This is a genomic window from Chitinophaga sp. 01L420 (assembly GCF_056399985.1).
The window spans coordinates 252,516-278,908 of the sequence record NZ_JBFTSK010000013.1 but is presented as its reverse complement, the minus strand read 5'-3'; the positions used below and the strand labels follow the sequence as shown (position 1 = coordinate 278,908).

Genomic DNA, 26,393 nt, shown 5'->3' with positions numbered 1-26,393 from the left:
TTATGTGTTACGATATCGCTTTTACTGCCAACATAGAGAGCATCTTTAAATATCTGCCACAGCTGCAAGCCAGCGGCGACCTCGATATTCACTTTGATCCTACCTGGCATAAGATCGGGATGTCATACCCCCAATGGCCGGTAATTACCAACAACAATGGATTAAAGCTGGAGAAGTATACCTGGGGTCCTGTACCTAAAATGCTGGACACCATAGAAAAGGTAAAAAGACAACGACAGCTTTTCCTGAATGCCCGCAGCGAAAAAGTACTGGAAAATGGCACCATGTGGAATGCCATCCGGCATCAGCGCTGCCTGGTGCCAGCCACCGGTTTCTTTGAATACCGGCAAATCAGTGGCTGGAAAAATAAAGTAGCCTACTATATCAAATCAAAAGAACAGGATGTTTTTTTCATCGCAGGATTATGGGCACTCTCCAACTCCTGGGATGTGGATAAACCAGGGCGTATCCCTACTTTCACACTACTCACCCGCCACGCTAACCCATTGATGGCCCAAATTCATAATGGCGGCGACAATGCCGGCAGGATGCCGTTGATGCTCACCAATCAACTCGCACAGGAATGGATAAAACCAGGGCTCACGGATACGGATATACGTGAAATACTGCAATATGAATTACCTGCCGGTCAACTGGATTACTGGCCCGTAAATTCTGTGCGCAAGGTAAAGCCCGATGATGCCACCGTTATTGCCCCTGCTGCATATGAAGGCCTGCCAGCTATACAGGTATAAAATGCCGCCACATGGCCCGGGAATAAAGTGTATCTCCCCTTACAGCTACTAACCCTGCTACTAAAACGATCTCCCTGCTTTGCGGGATGGAGGTCCCTATGTTTGCATTTTCCCCACAACATCCGAAAATAACCAGCGGTATCTAGACCTGTGCTCCAAACAAAAACACCGGATATTAAAAGTATTTCCGTCTCGCATTCACCCTTTCCGGGATGTCCGTTGTCTTATCTATACAAAACGCGTACAAATATGAATAAAATAATGAGTAGCGCCTGCTGCCTGTTGCTATTGCTCCTGCTGCGGTTACCGGGCCTGGCACAAGGGTTTGAGATCAGGGGGTACGTAAAGGATGTAAAATATGGTAAGATAAAATTGCTGACCATGGAAGATCAGCAGATCGTACTGGCAGAAGGCGACATCAAGGCACATGCGTTTGTAGTCAGAGGGAAACTGGACTATGCACAACCAATAACCCTCTGCATCAACAATGGCAGTAATACCAATGTATTCCTGGAAAATACTACCTATCAGCTGCAAACAGACTACTTCGGGCTAAATGGCAAGCACTTAAAAGGTGGGAAGCTGAATAAAGAGTATCAGTATTACCTGCAGGATATGACCAACCCATCGAATCCTGATCGCACTGCAGCGTTTTTGACCACCTACCCCAACTCAGCAGTGGGCGCCTTTTTGGCTAATTACTGGGGGAAGTATCCCTATTCCCGTGTAAAATCCTTCCTGGACGCCATGGGACCTGATGCCCGGAAATCCTGGTACGGGAAAAAAGTGGTGCTACGCGAAGACATTATGTCCAGATCGCAACCGGGCCGTGTGGTGCCGGATTTCAAAGCACTGGGTGTGAATGCAGATACCGTGAATTACAATCGCTTTCGCGGAAAAGTGCTGATGATCGACTTCTGGGCCTCCTGGTGTCATCCCTGCCGCATGGAAATACCACATCTCAAAAAAGTATATCAGGCCTATCACGAAAAAGGAGTAGAAATTCTCAGCATCTCCGTTGATGCCGTAGATGCTGCCTGGAAAAAAGCATTAGGACAGGAACAAATGCCATGGCCACAGGCACGTGATCCCAAAGGATTTGATGAAGATGGTTTCCGCAAAATATTTGGATTCGGCTTCGTTCCCTTTGCTGTGCTCATAGGTGCCGATGGTAAAGTAGTGACGGTTTGGGACCGCACAGGAAAATCACTGGAACAATTGCTGGATGAAGCACTGGCACAAACCAAATAAATAAAAAGATCCATGAAATATAGCATCATACTATGGTTGTTCGGATGTTGGAGCCTATCTGCTACTGCACAGCAAACACCACCACGTAAAAGCATACACGATCAGTTAGCTGCCATCCAAAAAATAGTTGCGCAGGCGACACAGGACAGCGGCGCTGCCAGCATAACCGCCGCAAAGTTATTACCGCAACTAAACCCGGACAATGCGCTACTGGCCACACCCGGAAATGATAACAGCATCAACGCCTACCTGGATGGATTTTTCCGGTTACGTAGTATTGCCGGTACTGCAACTGCCTTCGACAGCGGCGTGACTATGCGCCTGAAATACATACTCTACAATGTACAGAATGACCGGGTAAGATGGGCTTACTATCAGCAGGTAGTAGCCAGAAGTATTGCCGAAAATACTGATAACGAAACGATCAGGAATGTAAAAGAAGATCTCGCGTTGATGGTGCCTGCAAAGCAACGGATCAAATACGATTCCCTGTTAAACATCTGGAACAGCCTGCGACAAGGGCAGCCGATACCAGCATTGACCTTGTCGGATGATAACGGCGGACGGCTGGATCTTTCAGCCCCCGGCCAACAGATGTGGGTTATACAAACCTATGCCCCCAATGACACTGCCAGCATGCAGGCATATCGCAGCTTCTGTTCACTCGCGCAAAAGTTTGCTGGCGACAACACCTATACATTCATTGGACTTAATCTGCAAGGTGGATCAGCCCCCGCATCTTCCTTGAAGCAATACCATCTAACAGCCAAAGAACTGCTTACCTTCCGCCGCTTATATGCCCTATCAGGAAATACGCGGACAATGGTGATACGCAATGGCTACTTCCAGATGGCTACTATGCCAGAAGTACCGGAAGAAGGACTGGTGATGCTACTTAAACTTAGCCTGAATATGCACTATCCGGTTGTTCAACACGAAGAATAGCCTTCTGCATTACGAATTACGAATTACGAATTACGGATTTGTGGGGAGACAGTCCACATTATATCTCCTCACAAATCCGTAATTCGTAATTCGTAATTCGTAATTCCCAAAAAGTTACCCCTCCATATAACTACTTTACCAACACACCCACTGGCACTTTACCATCCATATTTCCCAGTGATAATCCCAACAACTGCGCCACCACCGGCGCCACATCAGTCACATTCATTTCTTTCACATGACCGCCGTTATTAATACCGGCACCAAAGGCCACAAAGCCTGTTTGTATCTCCTTAAAGTCAGGGAAATAACCGTGGGTACCTCCTTTGGCAGCTTTTACCAGTTCCCCGGTAACAGCGCCGCCAATGGTTACGCCGGGAGCGGCCGATAATGCCAGCGCCGCATGAGGATTGGCGCCTACCGCATCCAGTTGCTGCCGGTTGGTTACTTTGAATAACTGCTGCTGTTCTGCAGGCAAGGCTTTTAAGATGGCCAGTACTTTATTTTTTGTAGCCACGTCCGCTTCGTCTTTCAGGTGAAGGAAGGCGGCACCACCGGAGCTATGAAACTGTGCTTTCCAATCACCCGTAGCTGCATTATTCAACAGGCCATTTTTTGCCAGTAATATATTGGGAGAAAATGTTTTGCTGATATTCACAAAGCCATGGTCACCGGTAACGATGATAGTAGTACTATCGTATATCCCTGCCCGTTTGATTGATTCTATAATAGTACCCAGCGCCCGGTCTGCTCCTGCTACTGCTTTTCTTACCAGCAATCCGTCCCGCCCCTGCTCATGCTCATAATGATCGGTGCAGGCCAGGTGCAGTGTAGTAAATGCAGGCTTGTAAGTAGTGATCAGGTAAGCCGACATGCGCGCAACATTTTCATCCAGGATCATTTCTTCATCTTCCATCGCAAAATCTTTTACGCCCAGTTTGCCGGTAGCATTGTCCTGTACTTCCTGCCAGAGACGGGCAGGTGTGGATAATTTCGCCATGATATCCCTGCGGTCTTTTTTACCAATAGGCCATACATCCGGGATGTTATAATCAATAGGCGCTCCTACGGTTACCGGCCAGATAACATTGGCGGAAGTTTTCCCTGCCTTGTGTACGGCGTCAAACAACGTAGGCACTTTGATACTGTCGTAATAAAAATACCAGATACCGGTAGCACCCGTTGGCTCAAAAGGCGTGTTGTAGTAAATGCCATGTTTTGCTGGTGTTACACCGGTAATCAGGGACGTATGATTGGGATAGGTAACAGTAGGAAACACACTGTTTACACCGTCTGCATATACTCCTTTCTCTTTCATCATCCGCAGGTTTACCATGCCCCAGGATGCATCTGTATAAAAATCCGGGCGGAAACCATCAATCGTTATCAGTACTACATGACTTGCTTTCTGTGAAAAGGAGGAAAGTCCCATCATCAGCAGCAACGCTATGCCTGCTAATTTTTTCATGCTATAATTATTTAAATGTTAGTCCCATAAAGGATTCTGGTGCAGTTCCGGGTTCAATGACAGGTCATTAAACGGGATAGGATATACGTATTTAAAGTTATCCCATCTCCTGCTGATATTGCTCAGCCAGATCAGGTTGCCGCTGGTACCGCCAGATAATTTTGTCTGATCACCATCAATGAGGAAATAATATACGCCAGGAACTTTTGTCGCGGGTATTTTTTTTACGAAAGAAACATCCGGTTTGCCATCTTCATTTAAATCCATCAACACATCCATGGCAGGCACATATAAACCTACATAAGGACTTATCAGTAATGGACCCAGGCCCCAGCGCATCAGGTCATAAAAGCGAAATCCTTCCATAATCAGCTCAATAGCACGTTCGCGGCGGATTTCCATGAGAATGGGCGTCTCCACACTACCATAAAATTTGGCGGCCAGATAAGGATCAGGAGTTAATGGCATGTCTGCATTTTTCAAACCAGCGCGTTGTCTCAGCAGCTTGATAGTGCCATTCCAGTCTTCTGCAGAAAGTCCCTTGTTGAGCTCTGCTTTGGCTTCTGCTTTATTCAACAGTACTTCTGCATAGCGAATAATCGGAATGGAGTTATTATTTTCTCCCACACCATCCGTAGCTTTGGAGTCCAACGTAAATTTCAGCGGTTGATAACCAGTATAGGTATACGTAAAATCGGGCGGTGCAATTTGTCCGTCACGCTTATAACTACCCATGCGGATCGTTTGCTGCAGGCGCAGATCCCTGTTCTTTACCTCTTCATTAAATGGCAGGTTATCAAAACCGGGTGTATCTGTAAAGCGGCTACCGTCGATATTGAGGTAGGTGTCTGCAAATGTTTTTACTAAGCTGATCCTGTTACCGTAGGTAGCGCTGGTAAAATACCAGTTGGCATCATTAAACACGCGCAAACTTTTATTACACACATAGGCCAGTATTACTTCGTTGACGTTAGGTGTTTCATTAATAAACAGGTTACGGTACTTCATGGCAGGATCGCCGGCAGTGTTTAGGGAGTACTGCCCACCGTTTATCACGGAATCTGCAGCGTTCAATGAAGCCTGCAGCCATTTATTTTCATCTTTCGGCAGCCCCATATCCTTATGGTATTTGCGGAAAGTACCTTCAAATAAACATACCCTGGATTTATAAGCCAATGCCACCCATTTGGTAATCTGCGAACAGGTGATATCTTTTTTAGCACGAATGTTGGCACAGGCGAAATCAAGATCTGCCAGCACGCTGTCCATCACCATTGCGCGCGGGTCGCGGCCTTTATACAACTCCGGATCATTGATCTCCAGGGTTTTGTTGTACCAGGGCACATCGCCAAAACGTTTCACTTTTTCAAAGTAAAACATGGCCCGGAAAAAGCGGGCAAGACCGGCATAATGATTTTTGGCTTCATCCGGAATTTTCGCCTGCCCGTAATGCGCCAGGAAGTAGTTGATATTACGCAGATCTCCCCAGCTCCAACCGCTGGACTGAGTAGACGTAAAAGCACCCGGAATAATATACGTATTCACGTCTTTTCCGGCCATCACATCGCTCATCACATCTCCCCTGATAATACTATTCCCATCAGGTAATATTTTATAGAAAGAAGTAGCATACAGCTGCAAATCGGCCTCTGTATTAAACGCGTTATCAGGACTCAGTTTATCAAATGGTTTCAGGTTCAGATCCTTCTTACAGGATACCATCGCCAGGATCAATAACAGGTAAATACTATTTTTCATCTTAATAAGCATTAATCATTAAAAAGTTACACTCAAACCAACAGTATATGTTTTCAGCATCGGATATGACATCCCGTTGCCGGCGCCAATACCACCGGCATTGTTATTCAGCTCCGGATCGGAGCCTTCAATCACTTCAGGGTCCAACGTTTTCATGATCTTATACATCGGCGACCATGTCCACAGATTTTGTCCTGTGAAGAAAATACGCGCATTTTTCATTTTCACTTTTGATAACCATGCCTGCGGCAGATTATAACCAACCGTCAGATTTTTCAAACGGATATACGCTACATTCTGCACATATTTGGCTTGCTGCACGGTGAGCTCTGCATTGGAGTTGAGTGCAGTATATCCTCTGAAGCGGGGGAAATAAGCATCGCGGTTGGTTTCAGACCAACGCTTATCCATGATATCTTCCGGCATCCAGCTATAAGGGCGGTTGTATTGTCCCCAGAACAGCGAAGCATCTGTTCCCGGCCACCAGTCGCGTTTTCCAATACCCTGGAAGAAAAAGCTCAGGAAGAAATTATTCCAGTTGGCGCTACCGGTAATACCAAAAGCATAGCGTGGTTCAGTGTTACCAATGATCGCCTTATCTCCCGGATGATCCAAAGTGCCTTGTCCTTCGTCTATTTTTCCACTGCCGTCCAGGTCTTTAAAGCGGATATCTCCGGGCATTAATACGTTGGCATTAGATACTTTGATGAAAGACTGATCGACTTTTGAGTTTTTGATTTCATCCTGATTCTGGAAGTATCCATCATTCACAAAACCCCACATATCTCCCACACGCATACCTTCGTAATAAGTATTGATCAGCTTCTTGGGATTATTGAAGCGGGTAATGTAAGACTGGTAATCAGATAATACCACGCCAAAGGAATAGCTGAAAGGTTTGCTGCCAGCTTTAAACTGATCCGTCCAGTTCACCGATAATTCCCATCCTTTTGTTTGCAGATCAGCATAGTTGCCTTTCGGTACACTGGCGCCAAACACAGCAGGAACCGGCAATCCTGTCGTAAACATATTGGTTGTTTTCCGGGTATACTTATCAAAGCTGACTTTCAGACGGCTTTTCAAAAATGACACATCGATACCACCGTTCAGCGTGGTGGATTTTTCCCAGGTAAGTCCGTCAGGAATCACGTTGGGTTGTTGAGTATAGTCCGGTATCACGCCATTGATCGACATCTGCAATTTACTCACCGACATCATTTGCAGGAACTGGTATGGATTAACGTTACCATTCCCCAATGCACCGTAAGATCCTCTTAATTTTAAATCGCTGACCGCATTGGGTGATACGTTCCAGAACTTCTCTTTAGACACCCTCCATCCGGCAGAAGCAGAAGGGAAGAAACCAAACTGCTGCGACTCCGGGAACTTGGACGAACCATCATAGCGACCATTGATTTCCAGCAGGTAACGTTCATCGTAGTTATAGTTCAGGCGGAAGAAACCACCCAGGGTGCGCCACTCATAGCCGCCCCCGGTAAGGGTATAGTTCAGGCCATTCATCAGGGAAAAATCAGGTAAGCTGGTATTGATCATACCGTCATGCTGATAAAACCTGGACTTATATAAAGTGTTTTCATAGTTATAACCCACCAGGAGCTTAAACGTATTTTTAGATACGCGCTGTTCGTAGTCAGCGTAAAAGTTCATACCGGTATAAGTAGTCCGATCGTTTTCTTCATTCATTTTACTTTCGCCACGTAACAATGTTTGGCCGGGCATTTTGCTGTAAGGTACCGGTGTATACAAACGTGTTTCCACACTGGACGTATAAGCATACGTAAAGTCACCGTTTACATGCAGTTTATCATGCAGAAACGAGGTGGTAAAGCGGGAAGTATTTCTCAGCAGCAACTGCGTCTGATCAGAATAGTTATTACCTGTTAAAAAGCTACCAAAAACAATCGCCGCATTTTCTGTTAGCGAGCCATCTGGATTTTTCAGCATGGCTACCGGGAATGCTTCATCAGAAATCCTTCTCCACACCGGCGTATTGCTGGGGTGATTCAGGATAGGAAAAAAGTAAGTGCGTTGGGAGAAGTCAAAATTGTTTTCCAGCTTCAACCAGTCAAATGGCCTTACCGCACCTTTTGCGCGGATATTATACATTTTAAATTTGTCGGGGTTATAACGGAAAATACCATTCTGTGACATGTACCTGCCGGAGAGATAATATTCTGATTTTGCATTGCCACCGGAGGCAGACAACGTTTGTTCTGTAGACGGATTTTTATCAGCGTACAATTCCTGGAACCAATCGGTATTACCGTAGTATACGTAATTGCCGGTAGTGGGATCGATCGCTGTTTTAGGCAGGGAAGGATCATCGTTGCGGCGTTTCAGCTCATCCAGGTAGTCCAGCGAAAAGGGGAATACGCTGTTAGCTTTGGCCGGGTGTGATTTATAATCGTTCCAGGCATAGTAGGCTTCATCAAAGTTTTTGGCCCACTCGTACCCGTTAGTAACGAATTTCGGTTTGATGGTGTGGTCATTCAGTGAGTAGTTGCTGGAGTAAGTCAACTGCGTATTGTTCTTCGCAGGAGTCTTTGTGGTGATGAGCACCACACCGAAGCTACCGCGGGCGCCGTAGATGGCAGCAGAAGCAGCATCTTTCAACACTGATACGCTTTCAATATCGTTGGGGTTTAATAAATTAGGATCACCTGGAACACCATCTATCAGTACCAGGGCACTGCCGCCGGCGCCAATAGATGTGGTGCCCCTTACATTATAGGTGGCACCACGGATAGGTTTTCCATCGGTCATACGAATGTTCAGGTTAGGCAGCACTCCCTGTAATCCCCTGGTAGCGCTGGTCATCGGCCTGTTTTCAAATACTTCTTTTCCTACCTGGTCTACTGCACCGGTAAGATTTACTTTCTTTTGTGTGCCGTAGCCTACTACTACTATTTCACTGAGTGCCGAAGAAGATTCCTTCATTACTACATACAGCGATTGCTCTTTTTGCGGGTCCAGGCTGTTTTTAGTGATCGTTTGCGTCATATATCCCACATAGGCGATCGTGAAAACGAAGGGGCCTTGCTGATGGGAATTATCAAAAATAAAAACACCTTTTGCATCTGTCACGGTAAAGCTTTTAAGACTATCTGCCCCGCTCTTCAGCTGCACGGAAGCGCCTGGAATGGGCTGTCCTTTCTCATCTTCAATTAAACCTTTGATCCATGTTTTCTTTTGTGCCTGTGCAGGCAGCAGGTTGATAAAAGCCATCAGTAACAGCAGGCCGAAAAATTTACAGCCGTACTGAAACGTTGACTGCCGGTTGTTAAGGGGCAAAGCTCCGCCCTTCACTAGCAGGTAGCGATGTGTCATAATGCGCAAATATTTAGTTAGTGATTTTTTTCTATACGGTAACCTGTACGTGTTGATATTATTTTTAAATCGTGCAACATCGACATGCGATGCAACACCTGTGACAATGAATCAGTGTCCCTGATGACGCCGGAAAAAGCGATGTCATCAAATGAGCCGGCATTTCTTGTGATGCTTACATGATATCCCCTGGCTATAGTATCGAGTACACCGGATAACGATACCTGGTCAAATGTGGCGGTAAAGCCGCGCAGGGAGCCAAACGCTATGGCTGGTGTTGTTACTGTTTTATTTGCAGGCGCCTGTAAGCTGGAGGCATTGGTAAGGGTATTATATACCAACTCTTGCCCAGGCAGCAGATAACGCGTTTGTGCATTGGATTTCACCATTACCTTACCGGTATGCAGTACTACTTTTACTTCATGACGAATAGTAGCAATCGTAAAAGAAGTACCCAGTGCGGTGGTAGCTACCCCATGACTCAGTACCGTAAATGGCAGCGGTGCATTTTTTGTGACATTGAAAAATCCTTTTCCTGAAAGCAGGATGGTCCTGTTATGCTGTCCAAATGGTGCAGCAAAGCGTATGGTGGCGCCTTTGTATAAAACTACCTGGGAGCCGTCCACCAGGTTGATTGTTTTTTGCTGTTGGGTATTATTATTAATAACCGTGCTATCCATTTTTACATCCACTACACGGGCCATTGTTTTTCGTACAGGCAGCGACGTTGTTTTAAACATCCACAGCGCACCTGCCGCCAGCAATATTGCTGCGGCCGCTGCCCAGCGAAGATAAATAACATTGTTTTTAGGCTTAATACCCGCCGCAATCAGGGTGTATATATCTTTTCTTTCTGCCGCAGTAAAGGCGGGTGTATCATCGCCGTGTTGTTGTTCATACCAATGATCATATTCCGCCAGCTCTGCATCAGTGGCCGTTCCGTTGAGGTATTTTTCCAGTAAATATTGCAGGCGCGATGGCGTCATTAGTAGGCGTGTTTGCTATACTTATCACTTCAACGACTATTTACCCCCACTCCGTTTTTACAAAAAAAGAGGAATTCATATTTAGTTAACATTGGAAAAGTTGTTTACCATAAATTAACATACAAAGCTTCTCACAGTAAATATCTTTGCCCGCAAAACCACATTCTTATCTACTCCAACAGTCACCATACATGCGACGGCTTATGGCAACAGGCCAGGAAGGGCGATACAAAAGCATTTGAGCAGTTGTATGAATCTACCGTGGTGGCACTAAGCAACCAGGCTTTCCGCATATTGAAAGATCGCGAGCAGGTAAAGGATATTATTCAGGATATTTTTATCAGCTTATATCTCAGGAGAGATGAAATAGCTGCAGATGTGAATATCAACGGTTATCTGAACAATGCTGTAAAATATAAGGTGTCTAATTTATTACGTAATAAATTACTGCAGGAAAATCATCACCAGGCATTGATCAGACAAGCATATCAACAGGAAGTCGTACAACCTGTACAGCTGGAACAACATGAATTAAAGAAACAGATCGCGCGTAGTATTAATACATTGCCACAGAAATGCAGAGAAGTTTTTATGCTTAGTTACTACGGTAATATGGGCTACAAAGCAATTGCACAGGAAATGGGCATCTCTGTAAAAACAGTGGAAAAGCATATGAGTAAGGCTTTACAGGTATTACGCAGAGAACTGAGAGCAGAACATCATGTTGGCATGCTGCTCATTGCGATGTCTGTTTATGCAGGTATATAATTTCCGCAATATGTAGGAAAAAGACCATAAACAGGGGCTACCGGGATTCCCCAACCGGGCTCTTTACCACTATACACATGCTGCTGTACAATGGCGTTCAAACACGCTAATCACTTGTACATCAGGCTTATTAAACCCAACCGCACACCTTGCTGACGGCTTGTTTCCGGCATTGGTATAATGATTGTCTTATATCTAACGAAACTTTTTGGATGAACTCGTCCAAAATATACACAAACCCTAATTACATTTATATGGCACACTTAGAAGTTCAACCCAGGAAAAAAAGTTCCATGTGGATATGGTTGATAATAGGATTATTAATCGTTGCCGTTATTCTTTTCTTCCTCATGCGCAGCAATAATAAAGATCAATCCGTCATTGCTAGTACCGACACCATTGCAAGCACCAGCAAACCTATAGTGGTAGCTGACCCTGACTGGAACAATGTTAACTTCAATGCTCCGGACACACAATATGAAGAAGTAACCGGCAAAGGAATTATAGTAAGAAGTAATGACCAGTATACCATATATAGTCTGGGAGAAAATATTCTTTTCGCCACAGACAAGAGTACACTGGAAGGCGACGCAGACAGCCAGTTAAAACAGATAGCGGCATCTCTTAACAAGCGTTTCCCGCATGCACAGATAGGTGTATATGGACACGCAGACGCTAAAGGTACTTCCGATCATAATTCACAGCTGGCAGCAGAACGTGCAGCAGCCGTAAAAATCTGGCTTATACAGCATGGAGATGTAGCAGAAAATAAAATTTCTGTGCATTCACTGGGCGAAACAAAACCATTGGCCAACAATAATAATGCAGCAGGCAGACAACAGAACCGGAGTGTGGAAATAGTGGCCTTCCCTGGTAAGTAATATTGATTTCATCATCACAAAAATTTATTGCCATGTCTATTACTGAAAATAATCGTTTGGAAGAATTAAGCGGCAGCAACTTTGAAATAGTGCAAGGACAACCAGATATCAGACGCTGGGATGTGGAAGACCTGCAGGGACATAAACTGGGAAGAGTCGAAGATCTGCTGTTTAACCCGCAATCAAGGCGGGTACGTTATCTCGTGATTAACCTCAAAGGAAACAACGTAGGGTTAACAGATCGCAAAGTATTGTTTCCAATAGGGATAGCAGTGCTTCATGAAAAAAATGATACGGTATTACTGCCGGAAATATCTGCCACTCATATTACCGCTTTGCCATTTTACGAAAAAGGGGTAATCGTTACACCCGAAACAGAACAGGATATCCGGAATGTATTTGTAGTTCCGGGCATCAATAATACCAACAGTGATTTTTACGACCATGAGCAATTTAACCAGGACCGGTTTTATGCGCCCAGGTATCCGAAAGATGACCGTGTATAAACACTTGCCTTCATATACATCCATATGTGCTAACCCACATAGAGCAGCCGCCTCCAATTGAGGCGGCTGTTTTTATTTTAAGGTAGTTTTCCGGTGGTATTACACGATGCGGCAGTCACTTTTAGTGCAGCCCGGGTCTGAAAAAAGATGTTTATTTGTGGATAAATAGCCTGGAATGAAACCAATACTAATCTGGTGTTTTCTACTACTTCCTTTCTTTTCCAAGGGACAGGAATTAGTTAACTACAGAGATACCCTACATAATTTTGCGGTGGGAGTACCCAACGGATGGAGCATTTGGAAAAACACCAAAGCACCTGCCATTAAATTTGTGGCGCAGCGGACTTTCGGCGACAGCAGCCAGAAAGCGCCGGAAAACTTCAATGTGAGCATCCTCGAAGAGCCTTCATCCAACGTAGATAACATTGTAAAAAAACTGCTCAACTATACCAGTCATAACCCTTTCTTTAAACTCCTGGACTCTGGCAGTATCGTCAGCAATGGCAAGCGTACCGTGTGGCTGGATGAAATACATATGGAGCCCAATTTACCGGATACCTTTTTTGCCACCCTATTCATCGCCTATAGCGACCAAAAAGCCTACCTGCTGAGTGCCACTACGCTATCGGCGTTTTCAGCCGTTTATGCACCCTTGTTCCACCAGATTGGGAATTCATTACAAACAGGCAGGGCCATGCGAAAAGAACGGCTTAAAATAGCATTTCCAGGTACTACAAAATGGAAGCTGATATCCGATACGGAAGTAGATCATTTTGTGACGCGGCAATACTTACCGGATGATGAAACACCTGAAAAGTGGAGTCAGATGATTTATGCCATGACCATGGAAAATGTGAAGATCAACAACATCGACCAGGCCATCAAAAGCTTCACGGATGCAGCGATCCGAAAATCGGCCAAAGCAAAAATCACCTTGCTGAGTAAAGAGAATCTGCCTGGTCGCCGCCGGGCCCTGTTCAAAATAGAATCACCTGATGATGCAGGTGATACCACCCATGAATCCCAGCTATACTATATTGTACAAGGAACAAAGTCTTTTCATGCCGTATTCATAGCTAAGAAGTCCGCGACCTTATCTCCCGACTATATTAAAACCTGGGGAGATATATTCCGCAAAAGCCAGCCAGTAAACGAATAACAACTGGTGTCCACTGATGAACACCGGCTGTCATCGATTTATGCCGGTAAAGGCAGCTGTTTTGCGCTGGCCGGGCGTCCGGAAAAATGGATACCTACCGCCGCCAAAGCTGTTAACACAATGGCGGTAATATGCGGCATAGCAGTCATCACGTTGCCATGAGTAGCCTGCAGCACCAGGGTCATATCTACAATCGGAATAAAAATACCGGACAGCAATACGATCATCAGCGCCTTCCGCATATTTAACGCAGCCAGCAAAGTGATCACGGTACCTGTAAACAGGTCGCGGATACCTTTTATGTAGTGGAAAGAATAATCTCCGTTTTCATTGAAATGCAGTCCAAATCCAGCCTCTGCCCCTTCCGGTTGTAACAGGAATCTGCAGCCAATAAAAACCAGTGTTAAACCGGATACAATAGTCAGATACTTAAAGAAATTGAAACGTGTCATATGCGATGATTTTATAACACAAATTTCCGCTTCTGAAAATACAATTTCGTTCACCTGGGTTAACTAATGCTTATTTGCCATCCGGCTCCGGATTCTGCTCAGGGATTGTGGCTTTACACCAATAAAAGAGGCGATCATGTATTGCGGAACGCGGTGCTGGATATCCTGGAACAGCTCAAAGAACTCGTGATAGCGTTCTTCCGGCGTACCGGTGTATAAAGAAGTCAGTTGTTTGGATGACTTCACAAAAACATCCTCTATGATCAGTCTGCCCATACGGTCACCTTCTTTTACTGTATCAAACACTTTTTGCAGATTCTCCTTAGAAATCGTCCACAATACAGAAGGCTCCAGCGCAATGATGCTTTTCGTAGAGGGCTGCCGGGAAAGAAAGCTTTCGTAGTTACCCACCCATTCATTTTCGCGGGAAAAATAAAAATGCACATCCTCCCCGTTGTGGGTCATTACATATCCTGCCAGTCCTTTTTCTATAAAGGCCACGTGGCCGGACACTTTTCCTTCCTGCAGGAAATATTCATTTTTTTTCAGCGTTACCCGGTTGAAAAGCGATGGTAAAAGCAATTCTTCTTCCTCAGTCAGCCGGATCAGGTATTTTATTGAATTGACTAATTGTTGGCTCATATTTATAAAAATAAAACATTTACGGAAGCTATCATCAGCAGCAGCGTTTTTATAAAAGTTATGTGTATACCTATTTCGGTTATATATTCACCGGATATTCAGTCAGCCTTACCATCTGCTAGGTGAATAGAAACCGGGCTTCTGATACAGATAGCTTTGGTACAATAAAATTATTGTATCATGAAAAAAACAGTTTATTTATTATTACTGTTATGCCTGCCCTACCTGTTGCCGGCGCAGGATAAGCCGGGCTATTTTACATTGAAACCGGGCGACTGGTTCAATATGCAGACAACGCTGGGCGCGGAAAATGGCCCTTACGCCAGGCAGGAACCATTCATGCTGTTCACCGAACGGTATGTATTGCGGTACCGTCTGCAGCGGCAATTACCCAACGGAAACCAGCAATATAGCATCACCCAGGAAAGGATTATTTTCAATAAACCTCAGAGAGCTACTAATGGCTGGATGGGGTCTGACAGTTATTATCCTGCTTATCAACAGGGGCTGGATAAAAAGCCTCCTAAAGGCACCTTCCACCTGGAAATCAACGCGGCTGGAAAAATCGTGTCGCTGGAAGCAGATAAAAAACAGCCTCCTTTACCAGTGACGCTGGCCGACTATAGTCCACAAACGCGGGTTGGCGTATATGCTACCTCCACCTATTCGCCCATGCAAGTGGAAGAGCTCCGGCCAATGGTACAGGAAGTGCTGGACCACCGCAGTCCGGAAAATAGTGCACCACTACGTATTCCTGGTAATACCGGGCCATATTCACACCTGCTCATTGCTGCCTCTTTTCCGGTGAACGGCAATGTATTGGTAAAAGGTATCCTGAAGCTGGCACGCAACCAGGAAGCGACCATACAGATAGGAGATAGTAGCTACAAAGTGCAGATAAACGGTCAGGGAGTATTCTCCCGCTCATTGCTGCTAAAAGGACCGGAAGCGGGGACTTTTTTTACTGGAAAATATCAAAGTACGCTGTTTCTAAACCCCGGCGATACACTGGAGATCAACACAGCGACTGATACTTCCGTTGTTACTTTAACCGGTAATGCCGCCTGGAGCTGCAAACTGGCCGATGATATTTCCAGTGTCTTCGACATTAATAACAATGGTCTCAGTAATATGAGCTGGTCCCAAAGATTAACGGAAGTCTTTACAAACCAGGAAACAGCCAGTGCTAAATTCAATACCATACTGAAATCGTATGAAGGAAAGGCGACACCCGTCAGCCTTGATTACTATAAAACCGCCTGGAAATATCGTATTGCGGATGACTGGTTGATTTTCCTTTATACACATAACTTCCAGGTAGATAGCTCCCTCAGGCCATTTCAGCAGATACCGGAAATAATCACCAGTGGCATCGATAATATGCCAGTGCTTATGAACCCCTATCCCGGCAACTACTTCTATAAGTATTATTTCGACTGGTTCCTCCTGTATCAAAAAGCACGCATCGGCATATCTGCTGGTGGCGGTATGGAGACATTTTCCTTTTACAGCGATTACTTTGCCCTGCTATCTACGCTAAAAGGCTATCCACTGTATTTTAAACTGGCCAAAGGGCTCCACGAGGAACTGATGGGCAAAAGCTGGACCGCCAACCGGCGGCTGAAGCCTTACTTCGAAGACTTTATCCACAACTGCGACGACAGCAGCTTAACAGCTCCGATCATAAAAGACTGGCAGCTGATGGAACGCTGGGCGCCGGGCAACCGCTTACCTTTCTCCAGGCTGCCACTGGCCAATGGTAAAACCTATGAGATAGACACGAAGGCGGGTAAAACTACCTGCGTGATATTTGAAGATGGCGCTTATTATCAGGATACGGTGCTGACGAGCATTATAAAGGGGCATCCGGAAGTATCATTTGTATTTGCATGGATAAAAGAGTCCTTCTCCAACCTGGAAAGAGCAGGTAAGCTCAGTGCATTTCCCAATGTTACCTGTATTGAACTGGAAAATAACGGTGCTGATAAATATGCGGTATACGGACTAAGCAATAGCAACCAAAGTAACGTGGTCGTACTGGACCAGTGGGGAAGAATTGTGAATGACCACATTCCCACCTCAAATAATGTATGGAAGGAACTGCAGAATGCCATTGATGCCGCGGCAAAAATGCCCCGCTTCTCCACCACACAAAAATCAAATATGATGAACATCATAGGATGGAGCTTCGGCTCCATTCTATTGACGGCTTTAGCCGGCATATGGATTTACCGCGTACGCATACGTAACATCAAAGCAGCGGAAGCCATGAAAACCGCTATCCGCGAGCTGGAAGTAAAGGCCATCCGTTCCCAGATGAATCCCCACTTTATTTTCAATGCCCTTAATTCTATTCAATCGCTGATTAACACTGCCCAATACAAAGCAGCCAATACCTACCTCGTAAAATTTTCGCTGCTATTGAGAAGTGTATTGCATAATGCAGAAAAAAACACCCTGCCGCTCATAGATGAACTGAATACTGTTCGCTTATATTGTGAGCTGGAACAGCTACGCTTTGACTTTTCCTTTGACATGGATACGGCAGAAGAAATTGCCGCCGACCTGGTAGAAATACCCGCTATGGTATTACAACCATTGGTGGAAAACGCTATTATACACGGTATTGCCGCTAAAGGGAAAGCCGGATCACTGCATATCAAAACCGTAAAAAAGGACGCTGCTTTACTAATCTCTGTACACGACAATGGAAACGGGTTTTATCCGGCAGACATTGACAAGGGTACACATAAAAGCATGGGATTAAAACTGGTGCGGGAACGGTTGCAGCTATTCAGCATAACCGGTCAATCCGCCCATCTGCATATTAGTAACGGGAACGGCACTACGGCATTATTAACTATTCCAATTGAAACTGCATGAAAATAACAAGCATCATTGTTGACGATGAAGATAAGAGCCGGGATAACCTCCGTGTACTGCTGGCAGAATACTGTCCGGCTGTAGAGATAGCCGGAGAAGCCAATTCCGCCGCAACTGCATTAAAACTCATTAAGCAACTGGAACCGCAACTCATTTTCCTGGACATTGAAATGCCTGGCGGATCTGGTTTCCAGCTGCTGCAATCCCTTCCGGCCCCCCGAAACTTTGAAGTGATTTTTGTAACGGCCTATGACCATTACGGCATTGCTGCCGTAAAAGCCTGTGCCATTGACTACGTGTTGAAACCTATTGATGCGCTGGAACTATCCGGCGCCGTGGAAAAAGCCATTACACAAATTATTCCCCAGCAGGAAAACAACCGGCTCCGGGAATTAATCGCCAATATAGGCAAGCCTATAGCTGAAAACCGCATCGCCTTCCCCCTGGCAGATAAAATTATTTTTGCTGCACCGGAAGATATTATACGCCTCGAAGCTGCAGGTAACTACACGCATGTATATATCTCCGGGCAAAAAAAAATAATCGTGTGCAAAACACTCAAAGAGTATAACGACCTCCTGGCCGGCCAGCACTTTATACGCACACATCAGTCGCACCTGGTTAACAGCCGCAAAATAACGGCCTGGATAAAAACAGAAGGTGGCGCCATTTCTATGGAAGATGGCAGCCAGGTACCTGTTTCCAGGCAGCGAAAAGAAGAAGTACTTAAACTGCTGATGAAATAGCCACTACCTCGCATCGCTGCTGGTATTACAATCACTTTCCGGCTGATGCACTTTTTTGAATTCCTTTTCGTGAATACTGTTTACAAAAAACACCTTCTCTTCCGGCGAAGAAGTTGAGTACTGAATAGTCCATTCTGCGGTCCCTTTCTTCTGATCCACCCACTTAAATGTGTAGATGGACTCTTTCCCCTTCAGGTGGTAGCCTTCACCCACCGTAGTTATATTAACGATACGGCAGTCATTTACCTCCATGGGCAACACTTCATGAATAGCAGAATCGGTAACCTTCATTTTTCTAAGGTCCAGGGCGCAGGGAACGTATATCACGTATTCGTTGTTAATACGGGTAATCTGTGTCCAGTTGCCAGCATAAGGCTCATCACGGTGGCTGGCATTACAGGCGGCTAACAATAAACATACCGGGGTTAGTACGGATAATAATCTTCTCATTGGATAGTAGGGTCTTGTTTTTTACAATTGACGGCTCAAAAATATCACTTTTCGCCATATTCCCTAATGTGATTATAACTGTGTATTTATTTACGCAACAGGGGCATTCTTTAAATGCTGACAACCAATACTTTTTGAATGGTGCGATGTTTGGACCCCTTATATAAACCTTTTGATCATGACAACACAACCTAAAACACCCGGCCCGCTGCGCGATGATGATCTGCAACCTGATGATATTATTCAGGGTAGACAACAGCCCGTGCCGCCAAAAGGCAACCAGGATGAGCAATCCCGACAAGGAGCAGACGCTTCCGATGAATTACTGGATGAAGAAGACGATGATCTGGAAATAGACGAGTTACTGGAAGAAGAGGATATTACGGATGAGGATATAGACGATGAAAATCCGGAAGAAGGCGACTCGGAAAAAGGCCCCATGAAAGGGTAAAATATTTACGGATGCGGGTACTTGTAGCCCTTTCAGGCGGCTTATACCGGCATCCGTAAATCATTTATTTTTTATAAATCGCAATTTCAATTTTACCATCTTTGGTAACCGCTCCCCTGTACATGCCTTCAGTATTAAAAGACATGGTCATGTTACCTTTCTTATCTAATGCAATCAAACCGCCGTCGCCGCCCATATCGCCTACTTTTTTGATAACAGTATTACCAGCCTGCTGTACACTCAGTCCTTTATACTCCATGAGTGCAGATAAATCATACGCTACCACATTACGGATATAGTACTCACCCCAACCTGTACACGAAATTGCCGCGGTCTGGTTGTTAGCGTAAGTACCGGCACCAATAATAGGTGAATCGCCGATGCGGCCATATTTTTTATCTGTCATACCTCCTGTAGAAGTGGCTGCAGCGAGGTTTCCCTGTTTGTCCAACGCTACGGCCCCTACGGTACCAAATTTATAGTCTTTGTTTTTGATGCCCAGCTTCTCCGGATTCGTATAGGCGTTGGCTTTAGCTGCGGCAATAGAATCCTCGTGCAGTGCTTTTTGCAGATCTCTCCAGCGAGTCTCTGTCCTGAAATAAGAAGGATCCACTATCTCCAGTCCGGCTTCTTTGGCAAATTTTTCTGCGCCGGGGCCTACCATCATCACGTGTTCTGATTTCTCCATCACTGCCCTGGCAGCGCTTACCGGGTTACGTACCGTAGTAACACCTGCTACCGCGCCCGCAGCCCTCGTTTTACCATTCATGATAGCAGCATCCAGTTCGTTGCGGCCTTCATGCGTAAAAACAGCACCCTTACCGGCATTGAAAAGAGAATCATCTTCCAGCACTCTTACAGTAGCCTCTACCGCATCCAGACTGCTACCACCGGATTGCAGCACCTTGTATCCTGTTTCCAGCGCCTGTTTTAAGGAAGCTTTATAAGCAGCTTCTTTTTCCGGTGTCATATTCTTCTGGAGAATAGTGCCAGCCCCACCATGAATCACCAATACATAGGAAGATTTTTCCTGCGCCATCGCTGCTGAGAAAAGATGCATACCCAGCACCAGGAAAAACAAATAACAAAACCTACCTTTCATATCAACGTTTATTAAGAAGTAATCAAATGGCTTTCTTGTTCAGGTGCCCGTTTTCTACCCACCACCAATACCAGGTGCCACCGCTGGCTTTGGCCGGATCAAAATCCGCTACAGAGAAACTACCGTTGCCGGAAGCGCTGGCAGGGATTTCGTATACCTTCAATGCCTGACCGTTATGGTTCCATTGCAGCGGCTGTCCCTTTTCACAAAGTTCAGGTTTTTTCAGACTATCTGTTAAAATGAAACAGGCTTTACTTACGCCAAATACTTTGGCCATGCCCTGCTCATCGATACAAACGGCTGTTTTTTCATCCGGCGCAATTCCCCTCGGAAAGATACCATGATCTCTGATGATACGGCTCATAAAAGTAACGTGTCTGCCTTCGCGGCCACGCTTCAGGTAATGCTGATCGCTGATTACATCCTTCAAATAAGGTGCATGCAGAAAATCGTTGTTATATAGCGTTACCAGTGAGTCGTACGGATTGGCCAGCACGGAATCCGAAACAGCACTACCACCTTCACCGCTGTAGTAAAGACCGCTCAGGATAGCACAGCCAGCGCTGGTACCTCCTACCGGTACTTTCTTCTCCTGCAGCAGGTAATTAATGGCCGCATTTACTTTGGTATTTCGCCATTGGTTCATGTAGCGCGACTGGTCGCCACCTGCAATAAACAACATTTCGGCGTTGCGGATAATGCTGGCAACGGTATCATTATTGGCCAGCTCGCGGCTGGTGATGTTGAGTGTTTCTACGGAATTCACTTTCCCCAGCGAATCGATGTCGTGGTTGTAGCCACCATTCCCCGAGGCGGTGAGGACCACTACATCGCCGCCGCCGCTGCGTGCTATCATCCACTGGAAAGCGCCATCCACATTGCCACCACCGCCAATCAATGCTACGCCACCCTGTACCGGTGTGGTTATATCGGCGGTATCGCCAATGATGCCAATAGATCCCGGCCGACCTGGTACGGTGGGGAGTTGTTTTGTGTGCTGATTACAGGCGCTAAAACATATAGCCGTTGCTGTTATGAATGGAAGAAGAGTGCTTATTTTCATTAGTAGCCTGGATTTTGTTTCATGTTTTTATTCGCTTTCGTTTCTGCATCAGGAATAGGAAATACATATCCTTTCTGACCGGGTTTCAGGAGTACTGCTCCCTGCGCGTTGATCGCATCTGCCGGCTCCCTGGTAACAGACAAACCACGTCTTCTCAGGTCAAATAATCGTTGCCCTTCGAAGGCCAGTTCTTTAAAACGTTCGGTGTAAACAGCGGCAATCAATGCATCTTTATCATTGAAGGTTTGCGGCGTATAGCCGTTGATACGTGCGGCGCGTAAGTCGTTCAGATCGGTGGCGCCATCGGCTACTTTACTTTTCTCTGCCAGGGCTTCAGCTCTGATCAGGTACATTTCACCGGTTCTCAAAAGCTTGATATCTGTGAGTCCGACGTTGCCATCCGGACCAAAATATTTATTAACGATGTACTCCGAAGTGCCATCTCCACGGGTATCATCGAAGAGGATATAGGCACCGTAGCGAACATCATTGGCCTTGTCAAATGTGTTAATTAATTCAAAAGAAGGGGCATAATAAACAACATCGCCATCATAATAGACAGCACCTATAGGATCGTTCACACTGGCTACCTGCTTCAGTTTCCAGATCACCTCTGATTGTTTCGTATCTGTCCAGATGCCTGGAAAATCGGCGGCACTGGCCAGTGGCAGGGCATTAATCGCGGCAGTGGAGTAGGTAATCGCATCATCCCATTTCTTTTCGTACAACGCTACCCGGGCGCGGATTGCAGATACACCGGTCAATGTAATGCGGGAGTTGTCATTCGCATCAGCAGGAATTAAAGTGCTGGCCTGTTGCAGGTCTTTTTCTATAGCAGCCATCACAGCACCAAAAGTGTTGCGGGCTGGAAAGCTAACGATGGAAGTATCCATAAACGGTACGCCCATGGCAGCCGGATCGTATGCTTCCGCATAACTCTGTAATAATTGAAAATGGCAATAAGCGCGCAGTGCTAAAGCTTCGCCGCGGTACCTGTCTTTCAAAACAATATCAGCCCCTTTGGCAGGTACCCTGTTCATAGCTCCCAATACGCGGTTCACCCGGTCTATGGTGATATAATATTCCCCAAAAGAACCGGTGATAGTGGTGCTACCCGGATCTATCTGCCAGCGGTAGGAAGCCACGCCCCTGCCCAGGTTATTTTCATTCGGAAGGGTACATTCATCTGTAAGCAGCGATACGCTATAGATGGTGTTATACGTTAACTCCGAATAAGCTCCCAGCAGCCCACTGTTCAGGTCGGCCACATTGCGGAAGGTTCTTTCCGGATCAATAATACTATCGGTAGGTTGCAGATCCAGTTGCTTGTTGCAGGAAAGAATTAAAAAAGGCAACAGCAACACCAGGTATCTTAAATGACGGATCATCATGAGTTTCTTGTTTTAGAAATTAACATTCAGGCCAAAAGTGTAAGTCCGCGCACTGGGGTAGTCAAACATACCGTCCCCGTCACTATTTTCCGGATCAAAACTTTTCCATTTAGTCCAGGTGTACAGATTCTGCGCCTGTGCAAATACCTGGATACCTTGTACAAACTTTATGTGCCCAAGGATTTCCTTTGGAAAATTGTAGCCAATACTTACGTTCCTTAACCGCAGGTAAGAAGCGTCCTGTATATCTTTTGAAGAGTAATTCCTGCCGGCTGTAATCCTTGGCAGGATGGCGTTATCACCCGGTTTTTTCCAGCGGTCATACAACATCCGTTTGGATTGATTACTACTGGCGAAAGAAGGGTTTTCATTATAGTAATCTTCATTCAGATATCGCATACTCTTATCGGCAAATGTAAACAGCACATTCGCGTAAAATCCTTTCCAGGTGAGGCCGGTATTAAACCCACCGGTGAACGGTGGTATATAAGTACCAAATTCGGCTACGCTTAAAGCAGTTTCATTATAATTGGTTGTTTTATTTCCATTACGATCATAGTAAAGCGGATTACCATTGGCAGGATCCACGCCCGCCCATTTAGGGGCATAGTGAGAACCATATGGCAAGCCCACTCTTACAATCTGGGAAAGTCCCTGGGTGAACTCATTAGCTGCTCCCAGATCCGTAACTACGTTTTTATTATAGGCGAAGTTGACACCTACCGTCCAGCTAAAATTTTTCTGGCGGATCACATCTCCCTGGATATCCATTTCTATTCCCCTGTTACGCATAGAACCGGAGTTGAGAGAGATGGTATAAAACCCGGAAGTAATAGACTGTGGCTGATCTACAAACAGGTTATTGGTTACTTTATTATATACATCACTCACTACACGGATACGATTATTCCATATGCCGAGGTCAAAGCCCACGTTAAATTCTTTAGCGTATTCCCAATCGTAGGCCGCGTTACCGGGTTGATAAGGATAAATGGCCGGGTTGCCACCATACTGATTTGTTTTAAAAGTACGGAAGTAGGAAAAGGGGCCATTACCGGAAAACGGATTGGCAGAAGTACCATAGCTGGCCCTGAAGCGCAGGTTATTCACAAAATCAACATCCTTCAGGAAGTTTTCACGTTTCACTTCCCAGCCAAATCCTACGGAATAAAATCCATGCCACCTGTTATTTACCGGCACCGTAGAAGCACCGTCACGGCGGTAGCTGGCGTTCAGTGTGTACTTTTCATTGAAGGTATAACGACCTACTGCAATGTAGGAAGCCAATGCACTTTTTGTTCTGCCCCCACTCAAGGTTGGCGCAAAGGGAGAACCCGGTGTGATAGCTGCCGGTGTAGCAGGAAATCTTCCATCCAGATCATACCCGGTATAGCCGAAAGCGCGGTAGTTATTTTTGGTGAATTCAAAATAACCGGATACTTCGAAATCATGTTTGTCGATTACTTTAGCATAGGTTAAGCCGGAAGTGCTGACCAGTGTAAAGTTCCGGGTGGTGCCTTCACCGAAACTACCTTTAGCACCATTATCTACTTTATAGCCGGAGTAGGAATCCGGGTTTACATACGCCTCAGACGTTGTCTCTCTGAAGTCCAGTCCCAGTCTTGTTTTTGCAATGAGTCCTTTTGCCAGTTCATAGTTCAGGGAAGTACCGATAATGCTCTTTATCTGATTTTCCTTATTGGAAGTATTCAGCATGGCTTCCAGCGCTTTACTACCTTCGCGTGGATCCAATGTAGGGTATTCATCGCGGTTGTATCGGGTCATCAGGGTACCATCTTTCGCATAAGGATATTCATATGGCATGGCGTAGTATACCGCTGCCAGCGTGTTTTCGCCGCTGCTGGAGGCTTCATTCCGAATGAAAGACGACTCCGTATAGGCGAGACCAATATTAATATTCGCCGTTAATTTTCCCACATTGAAATCCACATTATTTTTCAGGGCGTAACGTTTTAATGCAGATGTTCTGGCAATACCCTGCTGATCAAAGTAATTCACCGAGCTATAAAATCTTACATTATCATTACCTCCGCTGGCGCTCAGCTGTTGTTCCTGGAACTTTCCTGTTTGCAGGAAAATTTTCCTCCAGTTAGTATTCATGTTGCCCAGGCTATCGATAATACGGTCTGCTTCCTGTTTCTCTGCGGGCGTTTTAGTAGCATAGTCAGGATTTTTGGGAGAATAATCCCAACCAGGTCCATTACTTTCACCGGTCTCCAGCCCCACTTCCTCCTGGAATTGCAGGATTTCTTTCGAATTCATCATCTCGTATTTCGGCGTAGTCATATTGGAAAAGCCGTATTGCGATTTATAGGAGATGGCTACTTTTCCGGACTGTCCTTTTTTAGTGGTGATGACGATGACGCCGTTGGAACCGCGTGATCCGTACAATGCTTTAGCTGAAGCATCTTTCAGGACAGTTACGGAGGCAATATCTTCCGGGTTGATGCCCTGGAATACCCCGGCTTCTATTGGGATACCATCCATTACATATAATGCGGAAGAGTTACCGTTAATGGTACCTACTCCTCTTATGGTTACTTTGGCGCTGCTGCCGGGCTGTCCGGAGCCGGCGGCTACTACCATGCCGGGTACACGTCCCTGCAGGATCTGGTCGAAGCTACCCATGGGTACCTGTGTAATTTTATCCGAGCCTACTACGCCGGAGGCGGCGGTAGACTTATCCCTCGCATAATTCGTATAACCGGTAACCGTTACTGCGTTCAGTGTCTTGATATCTTCAATGAGTGTGATATTGATTTCGCGGCTGCTGCTGATCGCTACTTCCTGGCTCACATATCCTATCAGGGAGAACTGCAGCGATGTTGCCTTGTCGGGTGCCGTTAGTTGATAGGTACCATCTACTTTGGTGAGTGTGCCCGCAGTAGTGCCGGTAGCTCTTACCGTAACACCGGGCAGGGGCAGGTTATCTATTCCCCTGACGGTACCGGTGATGGTGATATTATCCGCCACTGTTGTAGCAGTGGTGGTTTGGGCGTATACCACTACCAGGCCATCTTCCTTCAGCGTATAGGCGAGGTTGGTACCGGAAAATGCCTGTATGAGCACGGCATCGAGCGTAGCATCTTTTGCGGCCACCGTCACTTTTTTATTTTCCGGCAGTGTTTTATCATGAAACACAAATCGGTAAGCCGTTTGATGCTCCAGTGTTTTCAGCAATTGTTTTATACTTGTTTCTTTTACCTGCAGGGTAATCGTTTCCTGCGCAAAACAAATAGCCTGCACCTGAAGGCAGGTCAAAAAAAGAAAGATTGTCAATTTCATAGTGAGCAGCAGTTTGCCGGCGGGAACAGGTTTCCCCTTCCATTCCAGGAATACAAGTTTTAACATACCTTTGATGTTGGTT

The 26,393-nt window shown here is 45.7% G+C and carries 21 protein-coding genes; 10 read left to right on the top strand and 11 right to left on the bottom strand.

Features of this window, described 5'->3' with window-relative positions; translation table 11 throughout:
• The first annotated feature begins 2 nt into the window (after positions 1-2).
• The 3 genes from AC1DP6_RS15355 (at position 3) to AC1DP6_RS15345 (ending at position 2,951) form a co-directional block, all read left to right on the top strand.
• Positions 3-755, top strand: coding sequence for an SOS response-associated peptidase (locus tag AC1DP6_RS15355; protein ID WP_477055609.1), 753 nt, complete (start codon positions 3-5; stop codon positions 753-755).
• A gap of 249 nt (positions 756-1,004) precedes the next feature.
• Complete coding sequence (locus AC1DP6_RS15350; RefSeq protein WP_477055608.1) at positions 1,005-2,006, top strand: redoxin domain-containing protein; 1,002 nt, start codon at positions 1,005-1,007, stop codon at positions 2,004-2,006.
• Positions 2,007-2,018: 12 nt separating this feature from the next.
• On the top strand, positions 2,019-2,951 hold the full coding sequence (locus AC1DP6_RS15345) for a hypothetical protein (protein ID WP_477055607.1): 933 nt from the start codon (positions 2,019-2,021) through the stop codon (positions 2,949-2,951).
• A gap of 130 nt (positions 2,952-3,081) precedes the next feature.
• On the opposite strand, the gene AC1DP6_RS15340 is transcribed toward AC1DP6_RS15345, so the two are convergent.
• From AC1DP6_RS15340 to AC1DP6_RS15325, 4 genes are read right to left on the bottom strand one after another with little or no spacing between them, the layout of a single operon-like run.
• On the bottom strand, positions 3,082-4,419 hold the full coding sequence (locus AC1DP6_RS15340) for an alkaline phosphatase family protein (protein ID WP_477055606.1): 1,338 nt from the start codon (positions 4,417-4,419) through the stop codon (positions 3,082-3,084).
• Positions 4,420-4,437: 18 nt separating this feature from the next.
• Positions 4,438-6,177 (bottom strand): RagB/SusD family nutrient uptake outer membrane protein, encoded by a 1,740-nt coding sequence (locus tag AC1DP6_RS15335; RefSeq protein ID WP_477055605.1) that lies wholly within the window; start codon positions 6,175-6,177, stop codon positions 4,438-4,440.
• Between the two features lie 18 nt (positions 6,178-6,195).
• Positions 6,196-9,525, bottom strand: a complete 3,330-nt coding sequence (locus AC1DP6_RS15330; RefSeq protein ID WP_477055604.1) for a SusC/RagA family TonB-linked outer membrane protein — start codon at positions 9,523-9,525, stop codon at positions 6,196-6,198.
• Between the two features lie 17 nt (positions 9,526-9,542).
• On the bottom strand, positions 9,543-10,511 hold the full coding sequence (locus tag AC1DP6_RS15325) for a FecR family protein (protein WP_477055603.1): 969 nt from the start codon (positions 10,509-10,511) through the stop codon (positions 9,543-9,545).
• Positions 10,512-10,523: 12 nt separating this feature from the next.
• Between AC1DP6_RS15325 and AC1DP6_RS15320 the strand changes: the two genes are divergently transcribed.
• From AC1DP6_RS15320 to AC1DP6_RS15305, 4 genes are all read left to right on the top strand, one after another.
• Positions 10,524-11,279, top strand: a complete 756-nt coding sequence (locus AC1DP6_RS15320; RefSeq protein ID WP_477055602.1) for an RNA polymerase sigma-70 factor — start codon at positions 10,524-10,526, stop codon at positions 11,277-11,279.
• A 254-nt stretch (positions 11,280-11,533) separates the two neighbouring features.
• Complete coding sequence (locus AC1DP6_RS15315; RefSeq protein WP_477055601.1) at positions 11,534-12,160, top strand: OmpA family protein; 627 nt, start codon at positions 11,534-11,536, stop codon at positions 12,158-12,160.
• Positions 12,161-12,192: 32 nt separating this feature from the next.
• Positions 12,193-12,666 (top strand): PRC-barrel domain-containing protein, encoded by a 474-nt coding sequence (locus tag AC1DP6_RS15310; protein WP_477055600.1) that lies wholly within the window; start codon positions 12,193-12,195, stop codon positions 12,664-12,666.
• A gap of 175 nt (positions 12,667-12,841) precedes the next feature.
• The gene (locus AC1DP6_RS15305; protein ID WP_477055599.1) at positions 12,842-13,825 is read left to right on the top strand and encodes a hypothetical protein; all 984 of its coding nucleotides are present in this window, start codon (positions 12,842-12,844) and stop codon (positions 13,823-13,825) included.
• A gap of 38 nt (positions 13,826-13,863) precedes the next feature.
• Here the strand turns inward: AC1DP6_RS15305 and AC1DP6_RS15300 are convergent, their stop codons facing one another.
• Positions 13,864-14,277, bottom strand: a complete 414-nt coding sequence (locus AC1DP6_RS15300) for a DUF4267 domain-containing protein (RefSeq protein ID WP_477055598.1) — start codon at positions 14,275-14,277, stop codon at positions 13,864-13,866.
• Positions 14,278-14,340: 63 nt separating this feature from the next.
• The gene (locus AC1DP6_RS15295; protein WP_477055597.1) at positions 14,341-14,919 is read right to left on the bottom strand and encodes a Crp/Fnr family transcriptional regulator; all 579 of its coding nucleotides are present in this window, start codon (positions 14,917-14,919) and stop codon (positions 14,341-14,343) included.
• Between the two features lie 180 nt (positions 14,920-15,099).
• On the opposite strand from AC1DP6_RS15295, the gene AC1DP6_RS15290 reads away from it, so the two are divergent.
• Positions 15,100-17,802 (top strand): sensor histidine kinase, encoded by a 2,703-nt coding sequence (locus tag AC1DP6_RS15290; RefSeq protein ID WP_477055596.1) that lies wholly within the window; start codon positions 15,100-15,102, stop codon positions 17,800-17,802.
• Positions 17,799-18,548: a LytR/AlgR family response regulator transcription factor gene (locus AC1DP6_RS15285; RefSeq protein ID WP_477055595.1), complete on the top strand. Its 750-nt coding sequence runs from the start codon at positions 17,799-17,801 to the stop codon at positions 18,546-18,548. The genes AC1DP6_RS15290 and AC1DP6_RS15285 overlap by 4 nt, the downstream gene beginning before the upstream one ends.
• A gap of 3 nt (positions 18,549-18,551) precedes the next feature.
• Here the strand turns inward: AC1DP6_RS15285 and AC1DP6_RS15280 are convergent, their stop codons facing one another.
• Positions 18,552-18,998, bottom strand: coding sequence for a hypothetical protein (locus AC1DP6_RS15280; protein ID WP_477055594.1), 447 nt, complete (start codon positions 18,996-18,998; stop codon positions 18,552-18,554).
• 178 nt (positions 18,999-19,176) lie between these two features.
• Here AC1DP6_RS15280 and AC1DP6_RS15275 point away from each other — a divergent pair, with 178 nt between their 5' ends.
• A complete protein-coding gene (locus AC1DP6_RS15275; RefSeq protein WP_477055593.1) occupies positions 19,177-19,449 on the top strand; it encodes a hypothetical protein in 273 nt (90 codons plus the stop codon).
• Positions 19,450-19,513: 64 nt separating this feature from the next.
• Here AC1DP6_RS15275 and AC1DP6_RS15270 read toward each other — a convergent pair whose 3' ends face one another.
• Genes AC1DP6_RS15270 through AC1DP6_RS15255 form a run of 4 tightly spaced genes read right to left on the bottom strand, consistent with a single transcriptional unit; the run spans position 19,514 to position 26,377 of the window.
• The gene (locus tag AC1DP6_RS15270) at positions 19,514-20,551 is read right to left on the bottom strand and encodes an isoaspartyl peptidase/L-asparaginase family protein (RefSeq protein ID WP_477055592.1); all 1,038 of its coding nucleotides are present in this window, start codon (positions 20,549-20,551) and stop codon (positions 19,514-19,516) included.
• 22 nt (positions 20,552-20,573) lie between these two features.
• Positions 20,574-21,614 (bottom strand): cyanophycinase, encoded by a 1,041-nt coding sequence (locus AC1DP6_RS15265; protein ID WP_477055591.1) that lies wholly within the window; start codon positions 21,612-21,614, stop codon positions 20,574-20,576.
• Positions 21,614-23,005, bottom strand: coding sequence for a RagB/SusD family nutrient uptake outer membrane protein (locus AC1DP6_RS15260; protein WP_477055590.1), 1,392 nt, complete (start codon positions 23,003-23,005; stop codon positions 21,614-21,616). Before AC1DP6_RS15260 ends, AC1DP6_RS15265 begins: the two co-directional genes overlap by 1 nt.
• A 12-nt stretch (positions 23,006-23,017) precedes the next feature.
• Positions 23,018-26,377, bottom strand: a complete 3,360-nt coding sequence (locus AC1DP6_RS15255) for a TonB-dependent receptor (protein WP_477055589.1) — start codon at positions 26,375-26,377, stop codon at positions 23,018-23,020.
• Between the last annotated feature and the right edge of the window lie 16 nt (positions 26,378-26,393).